26 protein-coding genes and 1 pseudogene are annotated in these 25,293 nt (G+C 73.9%); 17 read left to right on the forward strand and 10 right to left on the reverse strand.

Translation table 11 applies throughout. From position 1 onward, the window contains the following. Positions 1-69: 69 nt before the first annotated feature. The gene (locus AMIR_RS00440; protein ID WP_012782725.1) at positions 70-1,272 is read right to left on the reverse strand and encodes a homogentisate 1,2-dioxygenase; all 1,203 of its coding nucleotides are present in this window, start codon (positions 1,270-1,272) and stop codon (positions 70-72) included. 69 nt (positions 1,273-1,341) lie between these two features. Here AMIR_RS00440 and AMIR_RS00445 point away from each other — a divergent pair, with 69 nt between their 5' ends. The 5 genes from AMIR_RS00445 (at position 1,342) to cydB (ending at position 6,663) form a co-directional block, all read left to right on the forward strand. Then, positions 1,342-2,208, forward strand: coding sequence for a hypothetical protein (locus AMIR_RS00445; protein WP_269770681.1), 867 nt, complete (start codon positions 1,342-1,344; stop codon positions 2,206-2,208). Next, positions 2,205-3,389, forward strand: a complete 1,185-nt coding sequence (locus AMIR_RS00450) for a fumarylacetoacetate hydrolase family protein (RefSeq protein ID WP_012782727.1) — start codon at positions 2,205-2,207, stop codon at positions 3,387-3,389. The genes AMIR_RS00445 and AMIR_RS00450 overlap by 4 nt, the downstream gene beginning before the upstream one ends. 2 nt (positions 3,390-3,391) lie before the next feature. Then, positions 3,392-4,051, forward strand: coding sequence for an IclR family transcriptional regulator (locus AMIR_RS00455; RefSeq protein WP_012782728.1), 660 nt, complete (start codon positions 3,392-3,394; stop codon positions 4,049-4,051). Between the two features lie 81 nt (positions 4,052-4,132). Further along, on the forward strand, positions 4,133-5,644 hold the full coding sequence (locus tag AMIR_RS00460; RefSeq protein ID WP_012782729.1) for a cytochrome ubiquinol oxidase subunit I: 1,512 nt from the start codon (positions 4,133-4,135) through the stop codon (positions 5,642-5,644). Positions 5,645-5,658: 14 nt separating this feature from the next. Then, positions 5,659-6,663 carry a cytochrome d ubiquinol oxidase subunit II gene (gene cydB / locus AMIR_RS00465; RefSeq protein WP_012782730.1) on the forward strand — a complete coding sequence of 335 codons (1,005 nt, stop codon included), beginning with the start codon at positions 5,659-5,661 and terminating at the stop codon, positions 6,661-6,663. Positions 6,664-6,895: 232 nt separating this feature from the next. Here cydB and AMIR_RS00470 read toward each other — a convergent pair whose 3' ends face one another. Next, positions 6,896-7,885, reverse strand: coding sequence for a toll/interleukin-1 receptor domain-containing protein (locus AMIR_RS00470; RefSeq protein ID WP_041836487.1), 990 nt, complete (start codon positions 7,883-7,885; stop codon positions 6,896-6,898). Positions 7,886-8,030: 145 nt separating this feature from the next. Here AMIR_RS00470 and cydD point away from each other — a divergent pair, with 145 nt between their 5' ends. After that, a complete protein-coding gene (gene cydD, locus AMIR_RS00475) occupies positions 8,031-11,096 on the forward strand; it encodes a thiol reductant ABC exporter subunit CydD (protein WP_012782732.1) in 3,066 nt (1,021 codons plus the stop codon). Further along, complete coding sequence (locus AMIR_RS00480; RefSeq protein ID WP_012782733.1) at positions 11,093-12,211, forward strand: GAF domain-containing sensor histidine kinase; 1,119 nt, start codon at positions 11,093-11,095, stop codon at positions 12,209-12,211. The genes cydD and AMIR_RS00480 overlap by 4 nt, the downstream gene beginning before the upstream one ends. A gap of 216 nt (positions 12,212-12,427) precedes the next feature. Here the strand turns inward: AMIR_RS00480 and AMIR_RS00485 are convergent, their stop codons facing one another. Beyond that, positions 12,428-13,057 (reverse strand): response regulator, encoded by a 630-nt coding sequence (locus tag AMIR_RS00485; protein ID WP_012782734.1) that lies wholly within the window; start codon positions 13,055-13,057, stop codon positions 12,428-12,430. Between the two features lie 60 nt (positions 13,058-13,117). On the opposite strand from AMIR_RS00485, the gene AMIR_RS00490 reads away from it, so the two are divergent. Further along, the gene (locus AMIR_RS00490; protein WP_012782735.1) at positions 13,118-13,600 is read left to right on the forward strand and encodes a GNAT family N-acetyltransferase; all 483 of its coding nucleotides are present in this window, start codon (positions 13,118-13,120) and stop codon (positions 13,598-13,600) included. A 61-nt stretch (positions 13,601-13,661) separates the two neighbouring features. Here the strand turns inward: AMIR_RS00490 and AMIR_RS00495 are convergent, their stop codons facing one another. Continuing rightward, positions 13,662-14,273, reverse strand: coding sequence for a macro domain-containing protein (locus AMIR_RS00495; protein WP_118948143.1), 612 nt, complete (start codon positions 14,271-14,273; stop codon positions 13,662-13,664). 103 nt (positions 14,274-14,376) lie between these two features. Between AMIR_RS00495 and pheA the strand changes: the two genes are divergently transcribed. Both pheA and AMIR_RS00505 read left to right on the forward strand, forming a co-directional pair. Beyond that, positions 14,377-15,267: a prephenate dehydratase gene (gene pheA / locus AMIR_RS00500; protein ID WP_041836489.1), complete on the forward strand. Its 891-nt coding sequence runs from the start codon at positions 14,377-14,379 to the stop codon at positions 15,265-15,267. Continuing rightward, positions 15,264-15,875, forward strand: a complete 612-nt coding sequence (locus AMIR_RS00505) for a histidine phosphatase family protein (protein ID WP_012782738.1) — start codon at positions 15,264-15,266, stop codon at positions 15,873-15,875. Before pheA ends, AMIR_RS00505 begins: the two co-directional genes overlap by 4 nt. A gap of 61 nt (positions 15,876-15,936) precedes the next feature. Here AMIR_RS00505 and AMIR_RS00510 read toward each other — a convergent pair whose 3' ends face one another. From AMIR_RS00510 to AMIR_RS00525, 5 genes and pseudogenes are all read right to left on the reverse strand, one after another. Then, entirely contained in the window at positions 15,937-16,458 is a 522-nt protein-coding gene (locus tag AMIR_RS00510) for a hypothetical protein (RefSeq protein WP_143760597.1), read from the reverse strand. A gap of 51 nt (positions 16,459-16,509) precedes the next feature. Then, a pseudogene (locus AMIR_RS42540) lies at positions 16,510-16,665 on the reverse strand (GntR family transcriptional regulator); the annotation flags it as partial. A gap of 52 nt (positions 16,666-16,717) precedes the next feature. Next, positions 16,718-17,131 (reverse strand): Imm1 family immunity protein, encoded by a 414-nt coding sequence (locus AMIR_RS00515; protein ID WP_041837233.1) that lies wholly within the window; start codon positions 17,129-17,131, stop codon positions 16,718-16,720. Continuing rightward, positions 17,128-17,550: a DddA-like double-stranded DNA deaminase toxin gene (locus AMIR_RS00520; protein ID WP_012782740.1), complete on the reverse strand. Its 423-nt coding sequence runs from the start codon at positions 17,548-17,550 to the stop codon at positions 17,128-17,130. The genes AMIR_RS00515 and AMIR_RS00520 overlap by 4 nt, the downstream gene beginning before the upstream one ends. Positions 17,551-17,623: 73 nt before the next feature. Further along, positions 17,624-17,809 carry a hypothetical protein gene (locus AMIR_RS00525; RefSeq protein ID WP_012782741.1) on the reverse strand — a complete coding sequence of 62 codons (186 nt, stop codon included), beginning with the start codon at positions 17,807-17,809 and terminating at the stop codon, positions 17,624-17,626. Between the two features lie 214 nt (positions 17,810-18,023). Between AMIR_RS00525 and AMIR_RS00535 the strand changes: the two genes are divergently transcribed. Continuing rightward, on the forward strand, positions 18,024-18,887 hold the full coding sequence (locus AMIR_RS00535) for a helix-turn-helix domain-containing protein (RefSeq protein ID WP_187313472.1): 864 nt from the start codon (positions 18,024-18,026) through the stop codon (positions 18,885-18,887). After that, on the forward strand, positions 18,884-19,069 hold the full coding sequence (locus tag AMIR_RS00540) for a DUF397 domain-containing protein (protein ID WP_012782743.1): 186 nt from the start codon (positions 18,884-18,886) through the stop codon (positions 19,067-19,069). Before AMIR_RS00535 ends, AMIR_RS00540 begins: the two co-directional genes overlap by 4 nt. Positions 19,070-19,119: 50 nt before the next feature. Here the strand turns inward: AMIR_RS00540 and AMIR_RS00545 are convergent, their stop codons facing one another. Beyond that, on the reverse strand, positions 19,120-19,668 hold the full coding sequence (locus AMIR_RS00545; RefSeq protein ID WP_012782744.1) for a peptidylprolyl isomerase: 549 nt from the start codon (positions 19,666-19,668) through the stop codon (positions 19,120-19,122). A 230-nt stretch (positions 19,669-19,898) separates the two neighbouring features. Here AMIR_RS00545 and AMIR_RS00550 point away from each other — a divergent pair, with 230 nt between their 5' ends. The 5 genes from AMIR_RS00550 to AMIR_RS00565 all read left to right on the forward strand — a co-directional run bounded on the left by AMIR_RS00550 (position 19,899) and on the right by AMIR_RS00565 (position 25,253). Next, the gene (locus tag AMIR_RS00550; RefSeq protein ID WP_012782745.1) at positions 19,899-23,285 is read left to right on the forward strand and encodes a TIM-barrel domain-containing protein; all 3,387 of its coding nucleotides are present in this window, start codon (positions 19,899-19,901) and stop codon (positions 23,283-23,285) included. A 130-nt stretch (positions 23,286-23,415) separates the two neighbouring features. Beyond that, positions 23,416-23,745: a hypothetical protein gene (locus AMIR_RS41375; protein WP_041836491.1), complete on the forward strand. Its 330-nt coding sequence runs from the start codon at positions 23,416-23,418 to the stop codon at positions 23,743-23,745. Positions 23,746-23,885: 140 nt separating this feature from the next. Beyond that, positions 23,886-24,485, forward strand: a complete 600-nt coding sequence (locus AMIR_RS41380; RefSeq protein WP_041836492.1) for a S8 family serine peptidase — start codon at positions 23,886-23,888, stop codon at positions 24,483-24,485. Then, the gene (locus AMIR_RS38590) at positions 24,461-24,859 is read left to right on the forward strand and encodes a hypothetical protein (protein ID WP_143760598.1); all 399 of its coding nucleotides are present in this window, start codon (positions 24,461-24,463) and stop codon (positions 24,857-24,859) included. The genes AMIR_RS41380 and AMIR_RS38590 overlap by 25 nt, the downstream gene beginning before the upstream one ends. After that, positions 24,801-25,253 (forward strand): hypothetical protein, encoded by a 453-nt coding sequence (locus AMIR_RS00565; RefSeq protein WP_041836493.1) that lies wholly within the window; start codon positions 24,801-24,803, stop codon positions 25,251-25,253. Before AMIR_RS38590 ends, AMIR_RS00565 begins: the two co-directional genes overlap by 59 nt. Positions 25,254-25,293: the final 40 nt, after the last annotated feature.

The following is a 25,293-nucleotide window of genomic DNA, read 5'->3' on the forward strand; positions in this document are numbered from 1 at the left end:
GGCCTGCCCCTCCCGGATCGGCCTGCCCCGGCCGCCCCCCTGATCGGTCGCCTCCGGCCCCCGCCCGCCCTAGTCCAGGTCCGGTCCCCGGCGCGACCACGACCACGCGTACCGGGCGTCCTCGCCCGCCAGCGCCGCCTCGCCCAGCTCCAGCGGTCGGAACGTGTCCACCATGACGGCGGTCTCGTCGAACGACTCCGCGCCCAGCGACGCCTCCACCGCCCCCGGCTGCGGCCCGTGCGCGCAGCCCGCCGGGTGCAGCGACAGCGACCCGAGCCCGATGCCGGAGCCCTTGCGCGCCTCGTAGTCCCCGCCCACGTAGAACATCAGCTCGTCCGAGTCGACGTTCGCGTGGTTGTACGGCACCGGCACGGCCAGCGGGTGGTAGTCGACCTTGCGCGGCACGAACGAGCACACCACGAAGTTGGGACCCTCGAACGTCTGGTGCACCGGCGGCGGCTGGTGCACCCGCCCGGTGATCGGCTCGAAGTCCCCGATGTTGAACACCCACGGGTACAGGCAGCCGTCCCAGCCCACCACGTCGAACGGGTGCGCCGCGTAGGTCATCCTGGTCAGCCCGGCGCGGTGCCGCACCAGCACGTCCACGTCCTCGCCGTCCACCAGCAGCGGCTCGGCGGGCCCGCGCAGGTCCCGCTCGCAGTACGGCGAGTGCTCCAGGAACTGCCCGCGCGCCGACAGGTACCGCTTCGGGGGCCCGATGTGCCCGGTGGCCTCCAGCACGAGCAGGCGCATCGGCGTCCGGGGCGCCAGCCGGTAGGTGCAGGAGGTCGGGAGCACCACGTAGTCCCCGGACTCGACCACCAGCGCGCCGTAGATCGTCTCGACCACGCCCTCGCCGGACTGCACGTACAGCAGCTCGTCGCCGAAGGCGTTGCGGTAGAGCGGGCTGGGCTCGGTGGCGGCGGCGAAGCAGATCACCACGTCGGCGTTGCCGAACAGCACCCTGCGGCCGGTCACCGCGTCGGCCGCGCCGCCAGGGCCGCCAGGGCCGCCAGGGTCCGACCCGACCAGGGGTTCGGTCCGGAAGTGGCGGGGCTTGAGCGGCAGGTTCGGGACGAGGGGTCCGCGGGTGTCCGGGACGGTCACCGCGTCGACGATCGCGGTCGGCAGGTGGCGGTGGTAGAGCAGGGCCGAATCGGCCGAGAAGCCCTCCACCCCCATCAGCTCCTCCGCGTACAGGGAGCCGTCCGGAGAGCGGAACTGGGTGTGGCGCTTTCGGGGGATGTCCCCGACCTGGCGGTAGTACGGCATCGGTCACCCCGGACGTTCGATAATCGGACATCTTTGTTCATTGACCGGTACGCCACTAGCGTGTCAGCCGTGTCAAGCGCCTTCGAACTCCGTGCGCCCGGTCCTCGCGGCACACCACCACTGCTCGCGCGGCTGGTGGACGACGCCGCGCTGTTCCCTCCCGGCGACGCGACCATGGCCGACGCCGTGCGCGGTTACCTGGACTCGCGCTCCGGCGACTGGGCCGGACCGCTGAACCTCTTCCTGTGCCCAGCCTCCCGGCTGGCCGAGCTGATCACCGAGCTGATCAAGGTGAAGCCGGTCAAACCGGTCGCCCTGTCGCTCGTGATCGACACCGGTCTCGGCGGGGTCCCGAAGGCGGTGTCGATCGTGGAATCGCGCAGCGAGCTGCTCGCGCTGCGCATGGTCGAGATGCCCGCCCCCTCCGACGTGGACGAGGTGTGGCTGGAGCGCGTCTCGGAGTTCGTCCCCGAGGACGTCATCCGCGTGGTCGAACCGCGCAGGGGCGGCGCCGAGTGGCTCGACGGGGTGCGCCGCGTCATCGAGCACGGGAGCTGGCCCAAGCTGCGCTGCGGCGGGATGCGCAAGGAGAACTTCCCGAGCGTCGACGAGGTCGCCGACTTCCTGGCCGTCGTCAGTGGCGGCGGGGTGGCCTTCAAGGCGACCGCGGGCCTGCACCACGCGGTGCGGCACGAGGACCCGGAGACCGGGTTCACCCACCACGGGTTCCTCAACCTGCTGGTCGCCACCGCCCGCTCGCTGTCCGGCGGGGACGTGCGCGCCGCGCTGTCCAGCACCGACGCCGAGGCGCTCACCGCCGAGGCCAAGGCGCTGTCCGACCAGGCCGCCCACGCGGTGCGCGGCGTGTTCGCCTCCTACGGCTCGTGCTCGCTGGCCGACCCGATCCGCGACCTGGAGGAGCTGGGCCTGCTGTGAGCTGGATCGAGGACCCGGCGTTCGGGCCGGACCACCCGTTCGGACCGCAAACGCTGCCCTACGGCGTCACCCCGGACGGCGTGGCCGTCCGGGTGGGCGACCGCGCGCTCCCGCTGCGCCCGCTCGCCGGGTCCTTCGGGCGGCTGGCCGACCTGGTGTCGGCGCCCGACCTGGACCCCCTGCTGCGCGCGGGCCGTCCCGCGTGGAGCGAGCTGAGGGCCAGGCTGGTCGACCTGGTCACCGCGCCCACCGCCCCGCGCGGCGCGGCGCTCACCGACCTGGGCGGCGAGATCCTGCCGTTCACCGTCGCCGACTACGTCGACTTCTACTCGTCCCGGCACCACGCGGAGAACGTCGGCCGGATCTTCCGGCCGGACGGGGACCCGCTGCTGCCCAACTGGACCCACCTGCCGGTCGGCTACCACGGCAGGGCGGGCACGGTCGTCGTGTCCGGCACGCCCGTGGTCCGCCCGCGCGGCCAGCGCCGCGCCGAGGGCGGCCCGGTCTTCGAGCCCAGCGCCCGCCTGGACGTGGAGGCCGAGGTGGGCTTCGTGTGCGGGGGGCCGCCCGAGTCCCGGCTCACCCCCGACCGCGCCGCCGACCACGTGCTCGGCGTCGTCCTGGTCAACGACTGGTCCGCGCGCGACGTGCAGGCCTGGGAGTACCAGCCGCTCGGCCCGTTCCTGGCCAAGTCGTTCGCCACCAGCGCGTCGGCCTGGATCACCCCGCTGGAGGCGTTCTCCGCCGCCAGGGTCGCCCCGCCCGCGCTGCCCAACCCGGTGCTGCCGCACCTGGCGGAGGAGCGGCCGTGGGGGCTCGACCTGACCCTGGAGGTCGAGTGGAACGGCGAGGTGGTCTCCCGGCCGCCGTTCCGCGAGATGTCCTGGACGTTCGCCCAGCAGCTCGCCCACCTGTCGTCCAACGGCGCCCCGGTGCGCCCCGGCGACCTGATCGCCTCCGGCACCGTCTCCGGGCCCGGCGTGGACGAGCGCGGCTCGTTCCTGGAGCTGACCTGGAACGGGCGCGACCCGGTGGTGGTCGCGGGCGCCGAGCGGTCGTTCCTGGAGGACGGGGACACCGTGCGCATCACCGCCACCGCCCCCGGCCCCGACGGGTCCGTCGTCGGCCTCGCCGAGGTCGTGGGCGCCGTGCTGGCCGCCGCGCCGGTCCAGGGGCGGTAGTCGTGAGCCGGTCACCGGAGGCCGGGCGCGCCGACCAGAAGGAGAGCTCGCTGACCCTGGAGCGGGGCCTCGCGCTGCTCCAGGCCGTCGCCGACGCCGAGTCCGACGCGCCCACCATCAGCGAGCTGGCCACCGCCATCGGCGCGTCCCGCGCGGCCGTCTACCGGCTGCTCGTGCCGCTCCAGGCGCGCGGCCTGGTCCGCCGCGAGGGCTCCAAGGTCCGGCTGGGCCTTGGCGTGCTGCGGCTGGCCGCCAACGTGCTGCCGCAGCTGCGCATCGCCGCGCAGCCCGCGCTGCGCGAGCTCGCCGAGGCGGTGGGCGCCACCGCGCACCTGACGGTCGCGGACGGGGCGGAGGCGCAGGCGGTGGCCGTGGTGGAGCCGTCGTGGACGGCTTTTCACGTCGCCTACCGCGTGGGCAGTCGGCACCCGGCGCACCGCGGGGCCGCCGGCCGGGCGATCGGCCTCTCGACCGAGGGGGCGCAGTGGACCGTCTCCTCGGGCGAGCTGCAACACGGCGCGTTCGGCGTGGCGGCCCCCGTCAGGGGGGTGCACGGGCTGCGGGCCAGCGTCGGCGTCGTGTCCCTCGACGAACTGGTCGGCGACCGGGTCGGCCCCCAGGTCGTGGCGGCGGCGCAGCAGGTCGCGGACGCGCTGCGCTGAGCGATCCCAGGACCTTGGTCCCAGGCACCGCGGGACCACGGCACCTGAGGTCCGACCCCTACGCCGACCTACGGTCGCCGTGTGAACGTCCTCGACCTGTCGCGGTGGCAATTCGGCATCACCACCGTCTACCACTTCCTGATGGTGCCGCTGACGATCGGTCTGTCGCTGCTGGTCGCGGCGATGCAGACGGCGTGGGTGCGCACGGGCGACCGCAAGTACCTCGCCATGACGAAGTTCTGGGGCAAGCTGCTCCTGATCAACTTCGCCATGGGCGTCGTGACGGGCATCGTCCAGGAGTTCCAGTTCGGCATGAACTGGAGCGCCTACTCGCGCTTCGTCGGGGACGTCTTCGGCGCGCCGCTGGCGATGGAGGGCCTCGCGGCGTTCTTCGTCGAGTCCACGTTCCTCGGGCTGTGGATCTTCGGCTGGGACCGGCTGTCCAAGAAGGCGCACCTGGCGTGCGCCTGGGCGTTCTCGCTCGCGACGATGCTGTCGGCCTACTTCATCCTGGCCGCCAACTCGTGGATGCAGCACCCGGTCGGCACGATCATCTCCGACGAGGGCCGCCCGCAGCTGGTCTCGATCGGCGAGGTGCTCACCAACAACACCACCCTCGCGGCCTTCCCGCACGTGATCTTCGGGGCGTTCGCCGTCGCCGCCGCGTTCCTGGTCGGCATCGCCTGCTGGCACCTGTGGAAGCGCAGCGACGAGGAGCCCGTGTGGCGCGCCTCGGTGAAGCTGGGCGCGTGGGTCGGCATCGTCTCGTTCGTCGGCCTGGCGATCACCGGCGACTTCCAGGGCAAGCTGATGTTCCAGCAGCAGCCCATGAAGATGGCCGCCGCCGAGGCGCTGTGCCACACCGAGGAGCCCGCCGCCTTCTCGATCTTCGCGGTCGGCGACGTGAGCCGCGCGGACTGCGAGTCGGTCAAGAGCGTCACCGTCCCGGCCCTGCTGTCCTTCCTGGCGCACAACGACTTCTCCAGCGAGGTCAAGGGCGTGCAGGACCTGGTGACCGAGTACCAGGCCAAGTACGGCGAGAACTACCCGGTCGACGAGCGGCTCGGCGAGCTGTCCGGCCAGCCGATCGACTACGTGCCGATGCTGCCCGTCACCTACTGGGGCTTCCGCCTGATGATCGGCTTCGGCGCGATCTCGGCGCTGGTCGGCGCGGTGGCGCTGTGGCTGGTCCGGGGCGGCAGGCAGGCGCCGACCGGCAAGTGGTTCCCCCGGCTGATGCTGCTGAGCATCGCCACCCCGTTCCTGGGCAACAGCTTCGGCTGGATCTTCACGGAGATGGGGCGCCAGCCGTTCGTGGTCGCGCCGAACCCGACGGGCGTCGACGGGGTCTGGATGTTCACCGCCAGCGCGGTCTCGGCCAACACGGTCGGCGAGGTGCTGACCTCGGTCACCGTGCTGACCCTGCTGTACGGCGCGCTCGCGGTCGTGGAGGGCTTCCTCCTCAAGAAGTACGTCGCGGGCGGTGTCGCCGGCGTCATGCCGCCGGTGAAGGCCCCGACCGGCGACGGCAAGGACAAGGACTCCGACGACAAGAGCGATGACGATGACGACGTCCTCGCGTTCGCGTACTGAGAGGGGGTGCTGACGTGGAGACGTTCTGGTTCTGCGTGATCGCCCTGTTCTGGCTGGGCTTCCTCTTCCTGGAGGGTTTCGACTTCGGCGTCGGGATGCTGCTGCCGGTTCTGGGCAAGGACAACACCGAGCGCCGGGTCATGATCAACACGATCGGGCCGGTCTGGGACGGCAACGAGGTCTGGCTGATCGTCGCGGGCGCGGCCACGTTCGCCGCCTTCCCGCTCTGGTACGCGTCGCTGTTCAGCACCGCGTTCCTCGCGCTGCTGCTGTTCCTGGTGGCGCTCATCGGGCGCGGCGTGGCCTTCGAGTACCGGGGCAAGGTCGACAGCGAGCGCTGGCGCAAGAACTGGGACCGGGTGATCATCTCCACGTCCTGGGTCGCCTCGTTCGGCATCGGCTTCGTGCTCACCACGAACGTCCACGGCCTCCCGATCGACGAGATCGGCGACCGGGTCGGCGGGCCGTTCAGCTACCTCACCTGGCAGGGGATCGTCGGCGGCCTGGCCGTCTCCGGGTTCTCGCTGGTCCACGGTGCGTTGTTCACCGCGCTGAAGACCGAGGGCGAGATCCGGGAGCGGGCCCGCGCGCTGGTGCTCAAGATGGCCCCGGTCGCGCTGCTGCCGCTGGTGGTGACCCTGCTGCTGGTGCAGTTCGAGTTCGGCGGCCCCGCCACCTGGGGCGCCACGGTCGTGGTGCTGCTCGCGGCGGTCGGCTCGCTGGCGCGGCTGTGGGCGGGGCGCGAGGGGCAGGCGTTCGCGCTGATGGGCGTCGCGGTCGTGGCGACGGTGATCGCGCTGTTCGGGGCCATGTACCCGAACGTGCTGCCGTCCACGGTCGACCCGGCGTTCTCGCTGACGATCGAGAACGCGTCCTCCAGCTCGTACACGCTGACCGTCATGACCTGGGTGTCCGCCTTCGGCGCGCCCGCCGTGCTGGTCTACCAGGGCTGGACCTACTGGGTGTTCCGCAAGCGCATCGGCGTCAAGAACATCCCGCCCGTGCACGTGCCGTCGTAACCCCGGCCGTCACAACCCCGGCAGGGGGTGGTCGCGCGGTACCCGCGGCCACTCCCGCACGACCCCCGGTACCGCCGGTCTCCGGCCCCGCCCCGCGGCGCACGCGGCGGGGCCGGTTCCGTCTCCGGACCCGCCCGACGGCTTGCCCGCCCGATGACCGCCCCGTCCTCCGCCCGCCCCGTCCTCCGCCCGCCCCGTCCTCAGCCCACCCCGTCCTCAGCCCACCCCGTCCTCAGCCCGCTCCCCGCTCCACCAGCAGCAGCGCCGTCTGCAGCGACTTGCACCCGCGTCGCAGCGTCCGCAGCGTGTGCCGCAGCGGCGCGTACTCCTCCTCCAGCGGGCGGAAGCGGTCGAGCAGGTCCGAGACCGCCCGCTCGTCCGCCCACAGCGCCGCCACCTCGTCGGCCAGCGCCGCCGCGCCCGCGCGCCGCTCCGGGGCCAGCGCCCCGGCCACCGCCGCCTCGTAGTCCCGGCACCCGTCGCTGAACCGCTCACCGAGCACCCGCAGCGCGGAGGCCACGCCCAGCGCCGTCCGCTGCGCCTCCACCGACGGGCGCACCGAGGCCCGCTCGACGGCCACCAGCTCGGCCGACAGCGCCGTGCGCACCTCGGCCAGCAGCGCCCCCACCGCCCGGTGCCGCTCGCGGAACGCGCCCAGCAGCGGGTCCTCGTCGGCGGACGGGGCCGGGGGAGCGGTGGCCAGCACCCGCTCGGCCTCCTCCACCACGTCCACCAGGTCGCCCGCCAGCGCCAGCACCGCCCGCCGCCACACCGCCGACCCGCTGCCCTCCAGCATCGCCTCCCGCAGGTCCCGGTACTGGCGCTCGCTGATCACCCGCACCAGCGGGTCCTCGTGGTCGGGGGTGAGCATCCGGTGCCCGAGCAGCACGACCGGCAGCAGCAGCGACGGCACGCCCCGCCGGTCGGCCTCGCTGTGGAAGCGGTGCAGCTCCTTGCGGCAGTACGGGCGGTCGAAGTACAGGTTGGTGATCAGCGGCAGGAACACCGGCGCGCTGTCGATCGCCTGGTCGATGCCGCTGCGCCACTCCTGGCCCCACACCAGGTCGGTGCGGTCGACGAACACCTCGACGCGCCTGCCCCGGTCGGAGAAGGCGAACTGCTCCAGCGCGCGGGTGAACGGCCCGATGAAGCCGAGCACGTGGTCGTCGTCCTGCGCGTAGCTCAGGAAGACGCGGATGGGGGACTCCTCCGAGGGCGGCACACCGCAGGTTAGCCCGCCGGTTCTCCTGGTCTTCCGCACTTCTGCGCCCCGCGCGCGGGCCCGGCGGGGTCCCGGGACCTTGGTCCCACGCGGGCCGGGACCGTCGCCCCGCACACGCGGGCCCACCTCGGCATACCGTGGAACCGTGAGCTTCCCCGGTGACCTTCCCGCCAGGAAAAAGCCGGGGCGGGGCCCGCTCGGCGCGCTGCCGAAGCTGTCCGGTTCAGCGCGCCGGGCCCTGGTCCTGTGCGCCTTCCTCGCCGCCTGCACGGCCGTCGCGCTCGTGGCGCAGGCGGTCACCCTCGGCACCGCGCTCGCCGACCTCGTCGCGGGCGGCTCGCCGCTGCTGTGGCCGATCGCCGCGACCGTGCTCGCCCGCGCCCTGCTCGCCTGGGCCACCGAGTCCGCCGCCGCCCGCGCCGCCGCCGGGGCCAAGGAGGAGCTGCGCGCCGCCCTGCTCGACCGCTCGCTCGCCAACGGCCCGGAGTGGATCACCGGTCGCGGCCCGGCCGAGCTGACCGCGCTGGCCACCAAGGGGCTCGACGCGCTCGACGCCTACTTCACCCGATACCTGCCCGCCCTGGTGACCACGGCCGTCGTGCCGCCCGCCGTGGGCCTGTGGATCCTGATCAGCGACCCCACCTCCGCGGTGCTGATCGCCATCACCATCCCGCTGATCCCGATGTTCGCCATCCTGATCGGCAAGTTCACCGAGCAGAAGGTCGCCGCGGTCGCGACCACCACCGAGAAGCTCTCCGCCCGGCTGCACGAGCTGGTCCGCGCCCTCCCGGTGCTCACCGCGTTCGGCCGCGCCCAGGCCCAGGCCGAGGCGGTCCGCCGCACCGGCGACGCCCACCGCAGGGCCACCATGGGCACGCTGCGCGTGGCGTTCCTGTCCGCGCTGGTGCTGGAGATCGCCGCGTCGCTGTCGGTCGCGCTCATCGCGGTCGGCATCGGCGTGCGCCTGGTCTACGGGGACATGAGCCTGGCGACCGGCCTGATCGTGCTGATCCTGGCCCCCGACTGCTACCTGCCGCTGCGCAACGCGGGCGCCGCCCACCACGCCAGCGAGGATGGCCTGGAGGCGGTCCGCCGGGTCGCCGAGGTCGTGGACTCCCCGCGGGCGGAGGTCACCGTCCCCGAGGCAGGCGAGACCGGCGTGGAGGTGCGCGACCTGCGCGTCGAGCGGCGCGGCGGGTTCGCCCCCGACGGGCTCAGCTTCACCGTCCGGCCGGGGCAGGTGCACCACCTGGACGCCCCCAGCGGGCGCGGCAAGTCCACCACCATCGCCGCCCTCCTCGGCTTCCTCGCCCCCACCTCCGGCGAGGTCCGGGTGCGCGGCAGCGTCGCCTGGGTGCCGCAGCGGCCCGCGTTCGCCGCCCGCACCGTCGCCGAGGAGCTGGAGCTGACCACCGGGCGCGTCGACCACGAGGTGCTGCGGCGGGTCGCCGCCGAGCACCTGGTCGACCGGCCGGTCGCCGAGCTGTCCACCGGCGAGCGGCAGCGCGTCGCCGTGGCGCGGGCGCTGAGCACCGGCGCGGACGTGCTGCTGCTCGACGAGCCGACCGCCCACCTCGACCCGGCCACCGCCGCCAAGGTCATGGCCGCGATCACCGCCGCCGCCGAGGGCGGGGCCGCCGTCGTGCTGGCCACCCACCGGCTCGCCGAGGCCGCCGACACCGACGACGACACCACCGCCGTGCGCGCCGCCGACCGCGAGCCCACCACCCCGCGCACCCCGCGCCCCACCCGCCTGCTGCTCGGCGGCGCCGCGATCGGCACGGCCGCGCTGCTCAGCGGCGTCGCCCTCACCGCCCTGTCGGCCTACCTGATCGCCAAGGCCTCCACCCAGCCGCCGATCCTCACCCTGTCCGTGATCACCGTGGGCGTGCGGGCCTGCGCGCTGGCCAAGGGCGTGCTGCGCTACCTGGAGCGGCTCGTCACGCACGACGCCGCGTTCCGGTTCGCCGACGCGCTGCGCATCGACATGTGGCGCAACCTGCGCCCCGGCCGGGCCGAGCTGACCCGGCTGGTGGACGACACCGACACGGTCCGCGACCTGGTGCCCAGGGTGCTCCAGCCGCCGCTGGCCGCCGCGGGGGTCGGCCTGGCCGCCGTGGTCCTGCTCACCGCCATCCAGCCGGTCGCCGGTCTCGCGCTGGCGGTGCTCCTGCTGGTCGGCGGGCTCGCCGCGCCGCTGCTGGCCGCCGCGCTCGACCGCCGCGCCACCACCGCCCTGGCCAGGGGCCGCCGCCGGGTCTCCGAGGACGTGCTGACCCTGCTCACCGCCGCCCCCGACCTGATCGCGTTCCGCGCCGAGGGCCGCTACCGGGCCGGGCTCGCCGCCGTCGACGCCGAGCTGGCGCGGCAGACCCGCCGCCAGGCGTTCGGCGCGGGCGCGGCCACCGGCCTGATCACCCTCGCCACCGGCCTGGCCGCCGTCGTGTGCACCGCGCTGGCAGGCGACGTCAACCCGCTGCTCGTCCCCGTGCTGGGCCTGGTGCCGCTGGCGCTGGTCGAGACGCTGAGCACGCTGCCCGCCGCCGCCCAGCACCGCGCCGCGCTGCGCGAGGCCTACGGCCGCGTCACCGAGCGGCACCCCGAGGTGAGGCCGGGGACCGGACCCGCCAAGCTGGAGAACGTGGACGTCCGCTGGCCCGGTGCGGCCGAACCCGTGCTCCGGGACTTCACCCTGACCCCCGGCGTCGGCGAGCGGATCGCCGTCGTCGGCCCGTCCGGCGCGGGCAAGTCCACGCTGTTCGCGCTGCTCCTGGGCTTCCTGGAGCCCGAGCGCGGCCGGGTCAGCCGCCCCGAGCGCGTCGCCTGGTGCCCGCAGGAGCCGATGCTGGTGTCCACCACGCTCAGGGAGAACCTCAAGCTCGGCGACGCGCACGCGGACGACGACCGGCTCCGCGAGGCCCTGGTCACCGCCGGGCTGCCGGAGTGGGTCGACCGGCTCGACACGATGATCGGCCCCACGCTGCTCTCCGGCGGCGAGGCCCAGCGCGTCGCGCTGGCCAGGGCGCTGCTGCACGACGCCGACCTGGTGCTGCTCGACGAGCCGACCGCGCACCTGGACCGCCCCACGGCCGAGGCCCTGCTCGACCGGCTCGACGTGGCGCTGAAGGGGAAGACCGTGGTCCACATCACGCACCGGCCCGAGGAGACCAGGCACGCCGACCTGGTCCTGTCGATGCGGCCCGCCCGGTGACCGCCGTCGACCCGGCCCGCGTCCTGGCCGCCTCCACCGAGATCACCTCGCTGGCGCTGGAGGGCGACGACCCGGACGCGGTCCTGCCGCTGGTGGTCCGGCACGCCGCCGAGCTCGCGGGCGCCGACCTCGGCCTGTCGATGATCTCCGCCGACGACGGCACGCTGACCGTGGAGGCGTCCTCGGCCGGTCCGGAACCGGTCGGCATCGTGGTGTCCAGCCGCTCCTCGGCCGCCCGCGCCGCCCGCACCGGCATCCCGGTGGTCGCCGCCGACCTGGTCAGCGACCCGAGGACCGCCCCGTTCGTGCCGAAGCCGCTGCGCGGCTACGGCCCGTTCGCGGTCGCCCCGTTCGGCACGAAGGAGCGGCGCATCGGCGCGCTCGCGGTGTACCGCAGGCGCGGTTCGGCCCCGTTCAGCCCGGACACCGTCGACGTGCTCACCGCGTTCGCCGCGCACGCCGGGCTCGCCGTCGTGCTCGCCGAGGGCACCACGGCCCGCCAGCGCGTCGCCGTCTACCAGGAGCGCGAGCGCATCGCCCGCGACCTGCACGACGTGGTGATCCAGCGGCTGTTCGCGACCGGCGTGCAGCTGGACCTGCTGGACCGCAAGCTCAAGCTGGAGGGCCGCGAGGCCAAGCGGCTGGCCGACGCCGTCGACCAGCTCGACGAGACGATCGCCGAGGTGCGGGCCACCGTGCGCGCCCTGCGCGGCACCATGCCGGAGCAGCTCGCGCACACCGACCTGGTCGACTCGGTGCGCTCCGAGGCCCGCACGGCGGGGGAGCTGCTGGGGTTCCGGCCGGACGTGCGCATCGTCGGCCACTTCCTGGACCTGGCGCCCGCGCTGGCCGACCAGGCGCGGGCCGCGCTGCGGGAGGCGCTGGCCAACGTCGTGCGGCACGCGGGCGCGGGCTGGGTGGGCATCACCGTCGACAAGGACGCCGAGCGGCTCGCGCTGGAGGTGAGCGACGACGGGTGCGGCATTCCGGACGGGGTGGAGAAGCGCGGCCTGAGGCACCTGGAGGAGCGGGCGCTCGCGATGGGCGGCGGCTGCGAGATCAGCTCGTCGCCGTCGACCGGCACCACGATCCGCTGGCACGTGCCCCTCGCCTGACGGCGGTCGGGGACGCGGCTGCGGCGCCCGCCCGGCGACCCGTCCCCGCGACCCCGCCTCAGCGCCCCGCCCCCCGAATCGGACACGACCCACCACCCCGCCCGGCTCCGGCGCTCCTGCGGCCGACTGGACCCCGCTGCGGGGGCCGTCAGCCGCGTCGCCTCACCCGGTCGGGGCGGGCCGGTCGGGCTGACCGCCGGGGCCGACCGGAGTCGGTCACCGGCCCCGGCGGGCCACCCACGCGGCTGCCTGCGTCCGGCGCTCCATGCCGAGCTTCGACAGCACCGCCGTCACGTGGTTCTTCACCGTCTTCTCCGCCACGAACAGCCGCTCGGCGATCTGCCGGTTCGACAGGCCCTCGCCGATGAGCGACAGCACCCGCCGCTCCTGCTCGGTCAGCGTGGCCAGCTCGTCCGGCTCCTGCGGCTTGCGCATCCGCTCCAGCACGCGCGAGGTCGTCACCGGGTCCAGCAGCGACCGCCCGGCCGCCACCTCCCGCACCGCGTGCACGAGGTCCTGGCCCCGCACCTGCTTGAGCAGGTAGCCGGACGCCCCCGCCGTGATCGCCCCGACGAGCGCCTCGTCGTCCTCGAACGCCGTCAGCACCAGGCACCTCGGCCCGCCGGGCAGGTCCTGGAGCTTCCCGCACAGCTCGACACCGGTGCCGTCGGGCAGCCTCATGTCGACTACGGCTACGTCTGGTTTGCTCGCCTGCGCCCGCACGACCGCCTCCCGAACGCCGCCGGCCTCGGCGACGACCTTCAGGTCGGCCTCGTCCTCCAGCAGTTCGCGGAGCCCCCTGCGGACCACCTCGTGGTCGTCGACCAGCAGTACCCGGATGGTCACGAATCAACCATAGGTCGGATGCCGGTACCCACTGCAGCCGGTGCTCGGGACAGTTCAGGGATGCTGGTTCGCGCGATCGAGGAAGCCGACCGGATCGTGGTCGGCCGTCTGGTGCTGGAGTTATGGGGGACGCACACCTCCGTGGCCCACGGACAGGTGTTCTTCCCGGCCAGTCTGCCCGGATTCCTGGTGGAGCAGCAAGACCAGGTTCTGGGCCTGCTCACCTACACGACCAACGACAACCTGCTGGAGATCGTGACCATCGACGCCCTGCGGCGCGGCCGGGGGGTCGGCACCGCACTGCTGGAGGCGGTGGTGCACCGCGCGCGGCAGCTCGGGTGCAACCGGATCAGGCTCACGACCACCAACGACAACCTGGACGCGTTGCGGTTCTACCAGCGGCGCGGCTTCCGGCTCACGTCGCTGCGCTCGGACGCGGTGCGCGAGTCGCGCCGGGTGAAGCCGGAGATCCCGTCGGTCGGCGACTACGGGATTCCCATCGTCGACGAGCTGGACCTGGAGCGCTGGGTGGCGCCGCGCTGACCCGGTCCGCCGGGTTGTCCACAGGCTGTGGGCAAGTTCTCCACAGACCTGTGGACAACTCCTAGCGCCTGGGGATCGGGCTGAACACCTCGTCCCAGGCAGCCGCGACCTGACGTGCGCAGGTCCACGGCGACACTCCGTCGACTCCGGTTCCCAGTCCCGGCATGGCGATCGTGCGCACGACGTCGCGCAGGAGCCTGCCGTCGTCGAGCCGCCCGGTCTGCCACAGCCGGAGGACCGCGCGCGCCGCGAGGTACGGGTGCACGCTGTCGTCCGGCAAGCGCTCGCCCAGCACGCGCCTGGTCGGCGCGCTGACGAGCCACTCGGGCTGGGGCTCGCAGGTCGGCACGGCCAGCGCCTCCCCGACCGGGAGCTCGCCCCCGTGCAGCGCCAGCACCGCCCGCCGCACCTGGTCCTCCACGTGGGGGAAGGCCCGCGCGTACAACTCGTCCACGCCGGTCCGCAACCAGCCGGACGAGTTCCCGAAGCTGACCACGGCCTCGGCGACGATGTCGAGCACCGAACCGCGGTGCACCACCACCCCTGTTCGGCCGTCGGCCACACCGGCCCAGGCCCTCGTGAGCGGTTCATCTACGGCGCACAGCACCAGACGGGGAACTACAACCGGAGCGTTGATCTCACCCTCCGTATCGGCGGCCACGTGGACAAGCATTCCAGGAGAGATGCGCTGTGCGGAACAGGGGCGGGCACCCGCCGCGCGGGTGATCCTCGCCTCAACGGCGATCACCATGTGTGCTGCTCGTATGGTTGCGCCCGTGCCACGCATCGCCTACTTCGGCCCCAGGGGAACCTTCACCGAGCAGGCCGCGCGCGGCTTCGGCTCGGACCTGGAACCCCGCGAGACCATTCCAGCAGCCCTGGAAGCCGCCCGCACGGGTGAGGCCGAACTCGCCTGCGTGCCGGTGGAGAACTCCGTCGAGGGCGCCGTCCCCGCGACCATGGACGCGCTCGCCGAGGGCGCCCCCCTGATCGCCGTCGCCGAGACCGTCCTCGCGGTCAGGTTCAGCCTGCTGGTCCGTCCGGGTGGTGGACCGGTCCGCACCGTCGCCAGCCACCCGCACGCGCTCGCCCAGGTGCGGCACTGGCTCGCCGCGAACCTGCCCGACGCCGTCGCGGTGGCCGCGACCTCCACGGCGGCGGCGGCCGTCGCGGTGCAGCGCGGCGAGCACGACGCGGCGGTGACCGCGCCCGTGGCGGCCGAGCACTACCCGCTGGAGGTCGCGGCGACCGACCTCGCGGACGTGCGCGACGCCAAGACCAGGTTCCTGCTGCTGCGCGGGCCCGGAGCCCTGCCCGAGCCCACCGGCTCCGACCGCACCTCGGTCGTGGTGACCGCGCCGGACCGGGTGGGCGTGCTGTCGGACGTGCTGGTCGAGTTCGCGCTGCGCGGCGTCAACCTGACCAGGATCGAGTCCCGGCCCACCAAGGGCCCGCTCGGGGAGTACCGGTTCTACATCGACTTCGACGGCCACGTCGCCGAGCCGAGGGTGGGGGACGCGCTGGCCGCGCTGCGCAGGCACTGCCCGGACACCCGGTTCCTCGGCTCCTACCCGAAGGCCGTGCGCGAGGACGTGGTGGCGGAGAACGCGGATTTCGTGGCTGCGGCCGAGTGGGTCGTGGCGATCAGGGAGGGCAGGGGCGCGTGAGGTTGTTGCTGGTCAGGCACGGCGAGACGGCGTCGAACGTGGCGATGGCGCTGGACAGCCTGCCGCCGGGCCCGCCGCTCACCGAGGCCGGTCGGGCCCAGGCGGAGGCGCTGGCGCGGGACCTGGCGGACGTGCCGGTCACCGCCGTGCACGCGAGCGTCGCGGTGCGGGCCCAGCAGACCGCTGCGCCCGTCGCGGCGGCGCACGGCCTGGAGGTCCGGGTCGTGGACGGCGTGCAGGAGATCTTCTGCGGCGAGCTGGAGGGCCGCAGCGACCGCGAGGCGTACGGGACCTTCATGCGGACCGTGCGCTCGTGGGCCGAGGGCGACCTGGACGTGCCGCTGCCCGGCGGCGAGTCCGGCAGGCAGGTCCTGGACCGGTACCTGGCGGCCGTGGAGGAGGTCACCGCCGGGCGCGCGGAGGACGACGTGGTGGTGCTGGTCAGCCACGGCGCCTCGCTGCGCATGGCGGCGCTGGCCCTGGCGACCAACGTGACCCCGGCCCTGATGGCCGCCGGGCTGCTGCCCAACACCGGGCGGGTGGAGCTGGAGCGGGTCGGCGACGGCTGGGTCTGCACCTCGTGGACCGGCGTGGACGTGGCGGGCTGACCCGCCCGGTCGGGCCCGCCCCTCGTCGGGCCCGACCCCCCGGCCGGGCCCGACCGCGTCCTCACCGCGGCCCGCGGTCCACGACCCTCCGGCCCACCGCCAGCAGCACGGCCGCCAGCACCAGGAACAGGCCCAGCTCCACGAACTGGAACGGCCAGAACCGCGAGTCCGGGTGGTGGCTGACCAGGACCCTGCCGAGCACCTCGCCGTCCACCAGGTCGTCGTACTGCCGGTGGCCCACCGGCCAGACCTGCCCCGGCGGCTGCTCCTCCGGGACCACCAGCGGCGGGGCGTAGTACCGGCGCAGCAGCAGCGTCAGGAGGCCGTAGACGGCGTTCGCGCTCGCCCCCACCCGCCGCCACGCCAACCAGGTCACGCCGCCACCGCCCGCGACGTGCGCGGGTAGCCCAGCGCCAGGTCCTCCAGCGACGGCCGCGCGCAGGTCCAGCCCGGCGGACCCGACCAGCACCCGGTGCGCGTCCAGCAGCTCGTCCACCGGCCCCGACAGCGGCACCCGGCCGTCGGCGAGCAGGACCAGGTGGTCGCACGCGCCCTCCGGCTCGGACAGGACATGCGAGGACATCAGCACGCTCATCCCGGTGTCGGCGACCTCGCCCAGCAGCGCCCCGTCGTCCGGCCCGGCCAGCGAGGCGGAGACGAACGTCCCGAGCCCGCGCCGCGCCTCGACCAGCCCGTCGCGCTCCAGCTCGCGGTAGGCCCTCAGGACGGTGTCGGGGTTGATCGCGGTGGTCTCGACGACCTCCCGCGCGGTGGGCAGCCGGTCGCCTGGCCACCGCGTGCACTGAGAGGAGGGTGGCGGTCAAGCGGGCCTCGGCGGGGCGTCAGCCGGTGGGGGAGAGGTGCAGGTCGGGGTGGTCGTCGGGGATCAGGCCGTCGTGGGCGAGGAAGGCGGCCAGGACGGCGTGGACGGTCGCGAGGGGGACCTCCTCGCGGGCGGGGACGTCCTCGCCGTTGCCGCAGCAGTCGTACAGCACCGTGCCGGCGGCGTTCGGGTCGCCGACCGTGGTCCGGTAGGTGTCGGGGCCGTTGAGGTGGACGAACCCCTGTTCGACGCCGATGCCCGCGTCGATGTAGGCGTGCCCGTAGGGGTCCTCCTCGATGGTGATCTCCACCATCGACGGGCACTCCTGCCGGGCCGAGTCGCCGCTGATCAGGTCGATGGCCGCGTCCAGCTCGGCCACGCTGGCCGCGAGGATCGGCTTGCCGCGCTGGTGGCTGATCCGCAACCTCGTCACCACTTCGGTGTCCTCCCGTGGAAAGTGCGCTGGTAACCCGGTCCGTGGACGCTCAGCGAGCAACCGACCGGCAGAACGGCGGGGAGGAGGTTCTCACAGCTCCACCTCTCGTCACAGGGCACGTTGGTGATGACCAGAACGGCGTGTCGCACGTTGAGGCGGCGCATCGCGGCGGCCACCTTCATCTCGGCGTGCGCCACCACCGGTGGCCGTGGGAGTGGGATGCCCGACTCGCGGAGCAGGCGCCACGCCTCCTCCGAGTCCACGTCCTTCCCGCTGACCGAGTCGCGCACCGCGCCGTTCCCGTCGAACCACCGCCCGTCGGTTTTCTGCCCCTTGCCCGGAACCGCCGGCGGCGGCAGTTCTTCGCGCAGCTTCGCTATCCGGTCCAGCACCGGCGTGCCGTGCGGGCCGTCCACCCGACACCGCCGCGAACGTCGCGCGGGCCTCCCCCACCTCGCCCAGCGAGGCCACGGCGTCGGATCGCCGCCGTCAGATCGCCGCCGCTCCTCGCGCCTCCAGCGCGGCCAGGGCCTCGGTCAGGGTGGCCACGGTCCGGCGGGCGGCCTCCCTGGTCAGCACCAGGTCCACGGTCCGGTCCACGGTCAGCTCGACCTCGCCGTCGACCGTGCCGCACTCGATCGTCGCGCCGTCCTCGACCTTGATGTACGTGGACATGTGGGTTCCGCCTGTGAGGATCACGGGTTTCGGCCTTCCGGTCGGGGAGCTCGGGGCCGGTGGGACCGCGGGCGCGGAACCCCGGGAGGTCCGCTGCGCTTCGTCGGAGACGCGATCCCACCGACGCGAAGCACGTTATCGGCGCACGTGCACTTAGTCATGCTCCCGATCGAGTGATATCGGAATGATCGAATGCCCCATAGAGTTGCGCCCCATGGCGAACACGCAGACCAGGCGCCGCCGAAAGCTGGGCCTCTACCTGCAAGAACTGCGGAAGAAGGCGGGTCGCACGCCGGACGACGTCGCCGACCTGCTCGGCATCTCGCGGCCCACCGTCAACCGGACCGAGAGCGGGCACACGAGGTGCCGCCGGGCCGAGTTGCAGGCCGTGCTCGGGTACTACGGGGCCTCCGAGGACGAGCGCGCCAAGGCCGTCCAGCTCTGGGAGGACGCCAAGGACGACGCGACCAAGATCCGCTTCCCGGCCCGCAGCTCCAGCGCCTTCCGCAACTTCCTCCAGGCGGAGGCCGAGGCGACCGCGGTCGACTCGCTGGAACCCCACCTCGTCTTCGGCCAGTTGCAGACCGCCGACTACGCCCGCGCCCTCCAGCACCCGGCCGCCTCCCCCTACCTGGAAGAAGCCGTCGAGGCCGAGGAGTACGTGAAAGCCCGCCTGGAGCGCCAGCGGCTCCTGGGTGGCGACAACCCGATCCGGGTCCGCGCCTTCATGGACGAATCGGTGCTCAGCCGCGAGATCGGCGGCGTCCCCGTCCTCCTCGGGCAGCTCCGGCACCTGCTCGAACTCGGCGAGCGCGACAACATCGCCATCCACGTCGTGCCGCTCAGCGTGGGCGCCTACGGGGCCATGTCCGGCGGCGTGACCGTCCTGGACTTCGGCGACCCGGAAGACCCGCCCGTCGTCTTCCTGGATCACGCGGGCGGTGGTGCGTGGGTGGAGGATGAAGAGGCAGTGGGGCGCTACGTCCACATGATGAATGAGCTGGAGTCCGTCGCGTTGTCGGAGAGCGCGACGGCCGAGCTGATCCGAACCAAGATTGAGGTACTTGAGAGGCGATGAACACCTGGCGGAAGAGCAGCAGGTCGGGTGCTGGGGCGAGCAACTGCGTTGAGGTCGCGCACGACCGGGGCTCCGCCCTGTTCCGCGACAGCAAGGCCCCCGAGTCCGGCCGGTTGACGTTCACCACCGACGAGTTCCAGCGGTTCCGCACCGCCGCCGCGCTGGGGCGGTTCGACCGCTGAGCGTTCGGGGCCGGGTCTCGCGCCCGGCCCCGAACGTCGGAACGCCGACCTCAGTCCCGCTCGATCGTGACCTTCTCGATCACCACGTCGTCGACCGGCCGGTCCTGCGGCCCGGTCTCGGTGAGCGAGATCCGGTCCACGACGCCGCGCGACGCGCTGTCCGCGACCTCGCCGAAGATCGTGTGCTTGAAGTTCAGCCACGAGGTCGCGTTGACCGTCACGAAGAACTGCGACCCGTTCGTGCCCGGCCCGGCGTTGGCCATGGCCAGCAGGTAGGGCTTGGTGAACGACAGGTCCGGGTGGAACTCGTCCCCGAACGTGTAGCCGGGACCACCCGTCCCGGTGCCCAGCGGGTCGCCGCCCTGGATCATGAAGCCGGAGATGACCCGGTGGAACACCGTGCCGTCGTACAGCGGCGCTGTTGTCCGCTCGCCGGTCCTGGGGTCCGTGTACTCGCGCCTGCCCTCGGCCAGCTCCACGAAGTTCGCCACGGTCTGCGGGGCGTGCTGGGGGAACAGCTTGATCCGGACGTCCCCCGCCGAGGTGTGCAGGGTGGCGAACACGTCGCGCCCGGTGATCACGTTGTTGCTTTCCGTCATCGCGTCATCGTGTCACCACCACCCGACCGGGCCGGCACGCCACCCCCTCGGTCTTCCACCCGAACGGGAATCGGTCGCCCGTCCCGTCCGGTCGGGACATTCCGTGAGAGCGCTCCCGCAAATGTCCCGAAGCGTTCCGCCGCCCAGGGGCTGGCGCTGTCCGGCGGACAACGGCCAGGTTCGGAAGCGACCTGAGCCGGTTCACCGACGAACCCCTGGGGGCACCCACCATGCCGCGTCCGCTCCTCGCCGCACTCCTGGCGCTCGGCACAGCCCTCGCGGGCACAGCCGCGCTGGACCCGCCGACAGCCGAAGCCGCGACCGGCACGGTCGTCGACGGCAACGCCCGCTTCCAGGTGCTCAGCCCCACCCTCATCCGCCTGGAGCACGCGGGCGACGGCGCGTTCACCGACGCGACCACGTTCAACGCGCTGAACCGGGACTTCCCGACCCCGCAGTACACGACGACCGTCTCCGGCGAGTACCGCGAGATCCGCACCTCGGCCCTGACCCTGCGCTACAAGCGCGGCAGCGGCCCGTTCACCGCCGCCAACACCACCGTCCAGACCTCGGCGGGCACGGGCGCGCCCGCCTTCCCGTCCCACTGCGCGTTCGGCACGGCCTGCGAGGCGGAGAACGGCCTGTTCGGCGGCACCGCCTCGGCCGCCTACGACCACGTCGGCCACTCCGGCTCCGGGTTCCTCGCGGGCTTCACCGGCGCGGGCGCGAGCCTGACCCACCGCGTCTCCGGCATCCCCGGCGCCGGGACCTACGACCTGTCCGTGCGCTACGCCAACGCGGTCGGCGGCGACGGCCAGCAGGTCACCCGCACCCTCGCGACCTCGGTCGACGGCACGCCCGGCCCGACCATCACGCTCCCGGTCACCGGCTCCTGGGACACCTGGTCCACCGCGTCGGTCCGGATCACGGTCGGCGCGGGCTCCCGCACCCTGCGCCTCGCGCAGGAGGGCGGCGCCACCGGCAACGTCAACCTGGACACCGTCGCCCTCACCCCCGTCGGCGCCACGCACCCCGCCGCCGACACCACCCTGCTCACCACCGCGTACGGCGCGGGCCCGAAGAGCACCCTGGGCGGCTGGGCCAGGTCGCTGGACAACCCGAGGACCGTGCCCGTCGCGCTGAACCCCGGCGTCCTCAACCGGGGCGGCTGGTACCTGCTCGACGACACCCGCACCCCGCTGTCCACCGGGCCCCGCCCGAGCCACGGCGACCAGCCCTACCAGGACGGCTACCTGTTCGGGTACGGCAAGGACCACAAGCGCGCCCTCGGCGACCTGAACGCGCTGACCGGCGACTCCGCGCTGCTGCCGCGCTCGGCCTACGGCGTCTGGTACTCCCGCTACCACGCCTACTCGGACGCGGACTACCGCAACACCCTGCTGCCCGCGTTCCGCGCGAACTTCGCCCCGATCGACTGGCTCGTGGTCGACACCGACTGGAAGTCCCCGGCCAAGTGGGACGGCTGGAACTGGGACCGGACCCTGTTCCCCGACCCCGACGGCTTCCTGACGTGGACCGAGCAGCAGGGGCTCGACGTCTCCCTCAACGTGCACCCGGCGATCGAGAGCGACGACCCGGCCTTCGCCGAGGCGAACCGCGTCGCGGGCGGGCTCGACCACGAGGGCGGCACCCGCTACACCTGGGACTGGTCCGACCCCGCCCACCTGCGCTCCTACTTCGGCCTGCACGAGCCGTTCGAGCGCCAGGGCGTGCGCGCCTGGTGGCTGGACTACTGCACCGGCTGCGGCGCGGCGAGGGCGTCCGACCAGGCGGTCGCCGCCGACAACCTGATCAACCAGGCGTACGCGAAGGACGCCGAGGAGCGCGGGCTGCGCGGCTTCGCCTTCTCCCGGATCGGCGGCGCGGAGCAGGGCGGCATCCAGTCCAACTACGCGCTCGGCCCCTGGTCGGAGCGCCGCAACACGATGCACTTCACCGGCGACACCCCCGGCACGTGGGAGCTGCTCGCGTTCGCCGCGCGCTTCACCCCGGACGCTGCGGCGGCGGGCCTGTCCAACACCAGCCACGACATCGGCAGCTTCCACGGCAAGCACCTGGCCGACGACCTGTACGCGCGCTGGGTGCAGCTCGGCGCGTTCCAGCCGATCGACCGGCTGCACTCCGACCACGGCGACCGGCTCCCGTGGGACTACACCGGCGCCGCCGCCGAGGCGGGCCTGAAGTTCCTGCGGCTGCGCGAGGCGCTCGTCCCGCACACCTACTCGCTGGCCAGGCAGGCGGCCAAGACCGGCGTGCCGATCACCCGGCCGATGTACCTGAACTACCCGGACCACGAGGACGCCTACAACCACCCCGCCCAGTACCTGTTCGGCGACGACGTCCTCGTCGCCCCCATCACCACGCCGAACTCCGCGTCCGGCACCGGCTCGGTGAACGCCTGGATCCCACCGGGCACCTGGACGGACTACTTCACCGGCGCCCGGCACACCGGCCCGGCGAAGGTCACCCTGACCGCGCCGACCACCGAGATGCCCGTCCTCGTCCGGTCCGGCGGCATCCTCACCACCCGCACCGACTACGTCCACAACCAGGGCGAGTCGCCGCTGACCCGGCTCACCCTGACCATCGGCTCCGGCGGCGACGGCTCCACCTCGCTGTACGAGGACGAGGGCGAGGGCCTCGGCCACCGCTCCGGCGCGTCCGCCACCACCGCCCTGAGCTGGCGCGACGCCACCCGCACGCTGACCGTGGGCGCGCGCTCCGGCAACCACCCCGGCGCGGTGGGCAGCCGGTCGTACACGCTCAGGCTCGCGGGCACGACCGCCCCCACGGCCGTCGTGGTCGACGGCGTCCGCCTGCCCGAGACGGCCTGGTCCTACAACACCAACACCCGCACCACCACCGTCACCACCCCGGCGCTGACCACCACCTCGGCGCACACCGTGGCGCTGTCCGGCTCGGCCGCGGGCAACCCGACCACCGGCCGGGTCACCGGGCCGGACGGCCGCTGCCTGTCCGCCCAGCCCGCCGGGCTCGCCGCCTGCGACGGGTCCGCCGCGCAGCAGGTCAGCGCGCCGACCGGCGGGACCGTCCGCGCGCTCGGCCGGTGCCTCGGCCCGGCCGGGACGTTCGTGGCCTGCGACGGCTCCACCGGGCAGACCTGGGTGCTGCGCACCACCGGCGAGCTGGCCAACCGCGCCACCGGCACGTGCCTGGACGCCACCGGCGCCCGGCTCTCCGCGTGCTCCGGCGTGGCCTGGCGCTTCCCGCCCGGCGCGCTCACCGGGCCCGGCGCCCGGTGCGCCGACGTCGCGAACGCCGACCCGGCGTCCGGCACCGCCGTGCAGCTGTGGGAGTGCAACGGCAGCGACGCCCAGCGCTGGCACGCGCCCGCCGACCGGACCGTGCGCGCGCTCGGCAAGTGCCTGGACGTGCGGCACGGGGCCACCGCCGACGGCACCCAGGTGCAGCTGTGGGACTGCAACGGGACCGGGTCGCAGCTCTGGGAGACCCAGGCGGACGGGACCCTGCGCAACCCGGTGTCGGGCCGCTGCCTGGACGGCTCCGACCAGGCCCAACTGCGGATCAGGACCTGCGCGGGGACGGCCGCGCAGCAGTTCCGGCTGGACGCCTGAGGGGCCCTGGACGGGGGCGGGCGACGGGGTTCGGCGACCCGCGCCCGCCCGGAGCAACCCGCTGGGGGAGTGACAGCCCCGCGAGGCCCCGACGCCTGTGCCGAGTGGGGCTTCGACGAAGAGAGCGCACGTGATGGTGGGCGGCGAGGTGCGGGCGCTGGTCCCCGGTCCCGGCCGCGAGGAGATCGGGGCGGAGCGCTACGAGCACCACGGGCGCGCGCAGGTGGTCCCCGCCGACGCGGCGCGGGCCGTGGCCTCGGGGAAGCTGGACCTGCGGCTGTTCGACGTGACCGCGCTGGTGGAAGCCGGGTGCGACGACGCGCGCCGGGACTCGGTGCCGCTGATCGTGACGCACCGGGACGGCGCGGCGGCCCGGCGCGCGTCCGGGCTGGCGGGTCACCGCCGATTTCCCGGCGGTCCGCTCCCTCGCGGCGCGCAGCCCCAAGGCGAGCGCGGGTGAGGTCTTCCAGTCGCTCGTGGCCGACCCGGACGTGGAGAAGGTGTGGCTGGACGGCCTGCGGAAGCCGTCGCTCGACCGCAGCACCGCCCAGATCGGCGCGCCCGCCGCGTGGCAGGCCGGGCGCCGGGGTCGAGGTCGCCGTGCTGGACACCGGCGTGGACGGCGCGCACCGCGACCTCACCGCGCCCGGCGTCGACATCGTGGCGGCGAAGTCGGGTTCGGGCGTGCTCGGGACCCCCGTCGACGAGGGCCACGTGGCGATGTCCGGCACCTCGATGGCCGCGCCGCACGTGGCCGGGGCCGCCGCGCTGCTCAAGCAGCAGCACCCCGGCTGGAGCGGGCAGCGGATCAAGGCGGCGCTGATGGCGTCCACCGACCCCAACCCGGCGTTGACGCCGTACCGGCAGGGCACGGGCAGGCTCGACCTGGCCGTCGAGACCACCGCGCCCGCGGGCATGTTCACCGTCAGCCCCGCCCAGGTCGCGATCCCGGCGGGCGGCGCCGCCACGGCGACCGTCACCGGCGACTCGCGGGTCGGCGCGGTGGACGACTCATTCGGCGCCCCGCACACCGAGGGCACCATTTCGATCATGGGCATGTCGAACAGCACCCACCACCACCTGGCCCTCTCCGGGGCCACGACGGTGGCGCTGCCGCCGGCCACTACCTGGTGGGCACGGCGTTCTACCGCCCCGGCGGGTCCATCACGGCCCCGGTGGTCCGGCCCGACCTGGAGGTGACCGGCCCGGCCGCGGTCACCACCGACCTCAGGGCGACGCCCCCGGTGGAGATCGACCTGCCCGACCCGTCGGCCAGGCTCGACCACGCCTCCACCGACACGAACCGCTGGTTCGACGGCGTCCGGTACGGCTACGGCACGTCGATGGTCGGCGAGGGCCTGCGGTTCGCGCAGGTCGGCCAGGCCCCGCCCGAGGGCGCGCTCAAGACGCTCCTCAAGCACGAGTACGAGGCCGACCCCCCTGTTCGGCGACGCCCAAGGCAACTGCGGCAGCTCGCAGCGCAAGTCCGCCCGCGCGGCCCTGCACCGCGACGGGGTGCTCGTCGGCGAGACCGAGGACGCCGGCTACGGCCGGTTCGACGTCGCGCCCGGTGAGGCGGAGTTCCGGGTGGAGGCGTCCTACGAGCGCGACCCGGTGCTGGAGTTCGGCAGCGCCCTGAGCGCGAGCTGGACGTTCCGCTCCGGGACCACCACCACCCCGACGGCGCTGCCGCTGGGCGTGGTCCGGTTCGCGCCCTGGCTGGACCGCGCGGGCGACGCGCCCCCCCGGTCCGTTCGCCGTCCCGCTGGACGCGACCGACCGTTCGCCACGACCACCGTGGACGCCTCGTTCGACGACGGCGCGACCTGGACGGCGGTGCCGGTCGTGGACGGCGTCGCAACGGTGCCCAACCCGGCGTCCGGGTGGGTGTCCCTGCGCGTCGCCGCCGAGACCGCCGACGGCGCCACGTTCGGGCAGACCGCCATCCGGGCCTACCGCATCGGGTGACCGGTTGGGGGCGTCGCGCCGCGACGTCCCCCGCTGCCCG

This window comes from Actinosynnema mirum DSM 43827 (assembly GCF_000023245.1).
Classification (GTDB): Bacteria; Actinomycetota; Actinomycetes; order Mycobacteriales; family Pseudonocardiaceae; genus Actinosynnema; species Actinosynnema mirum.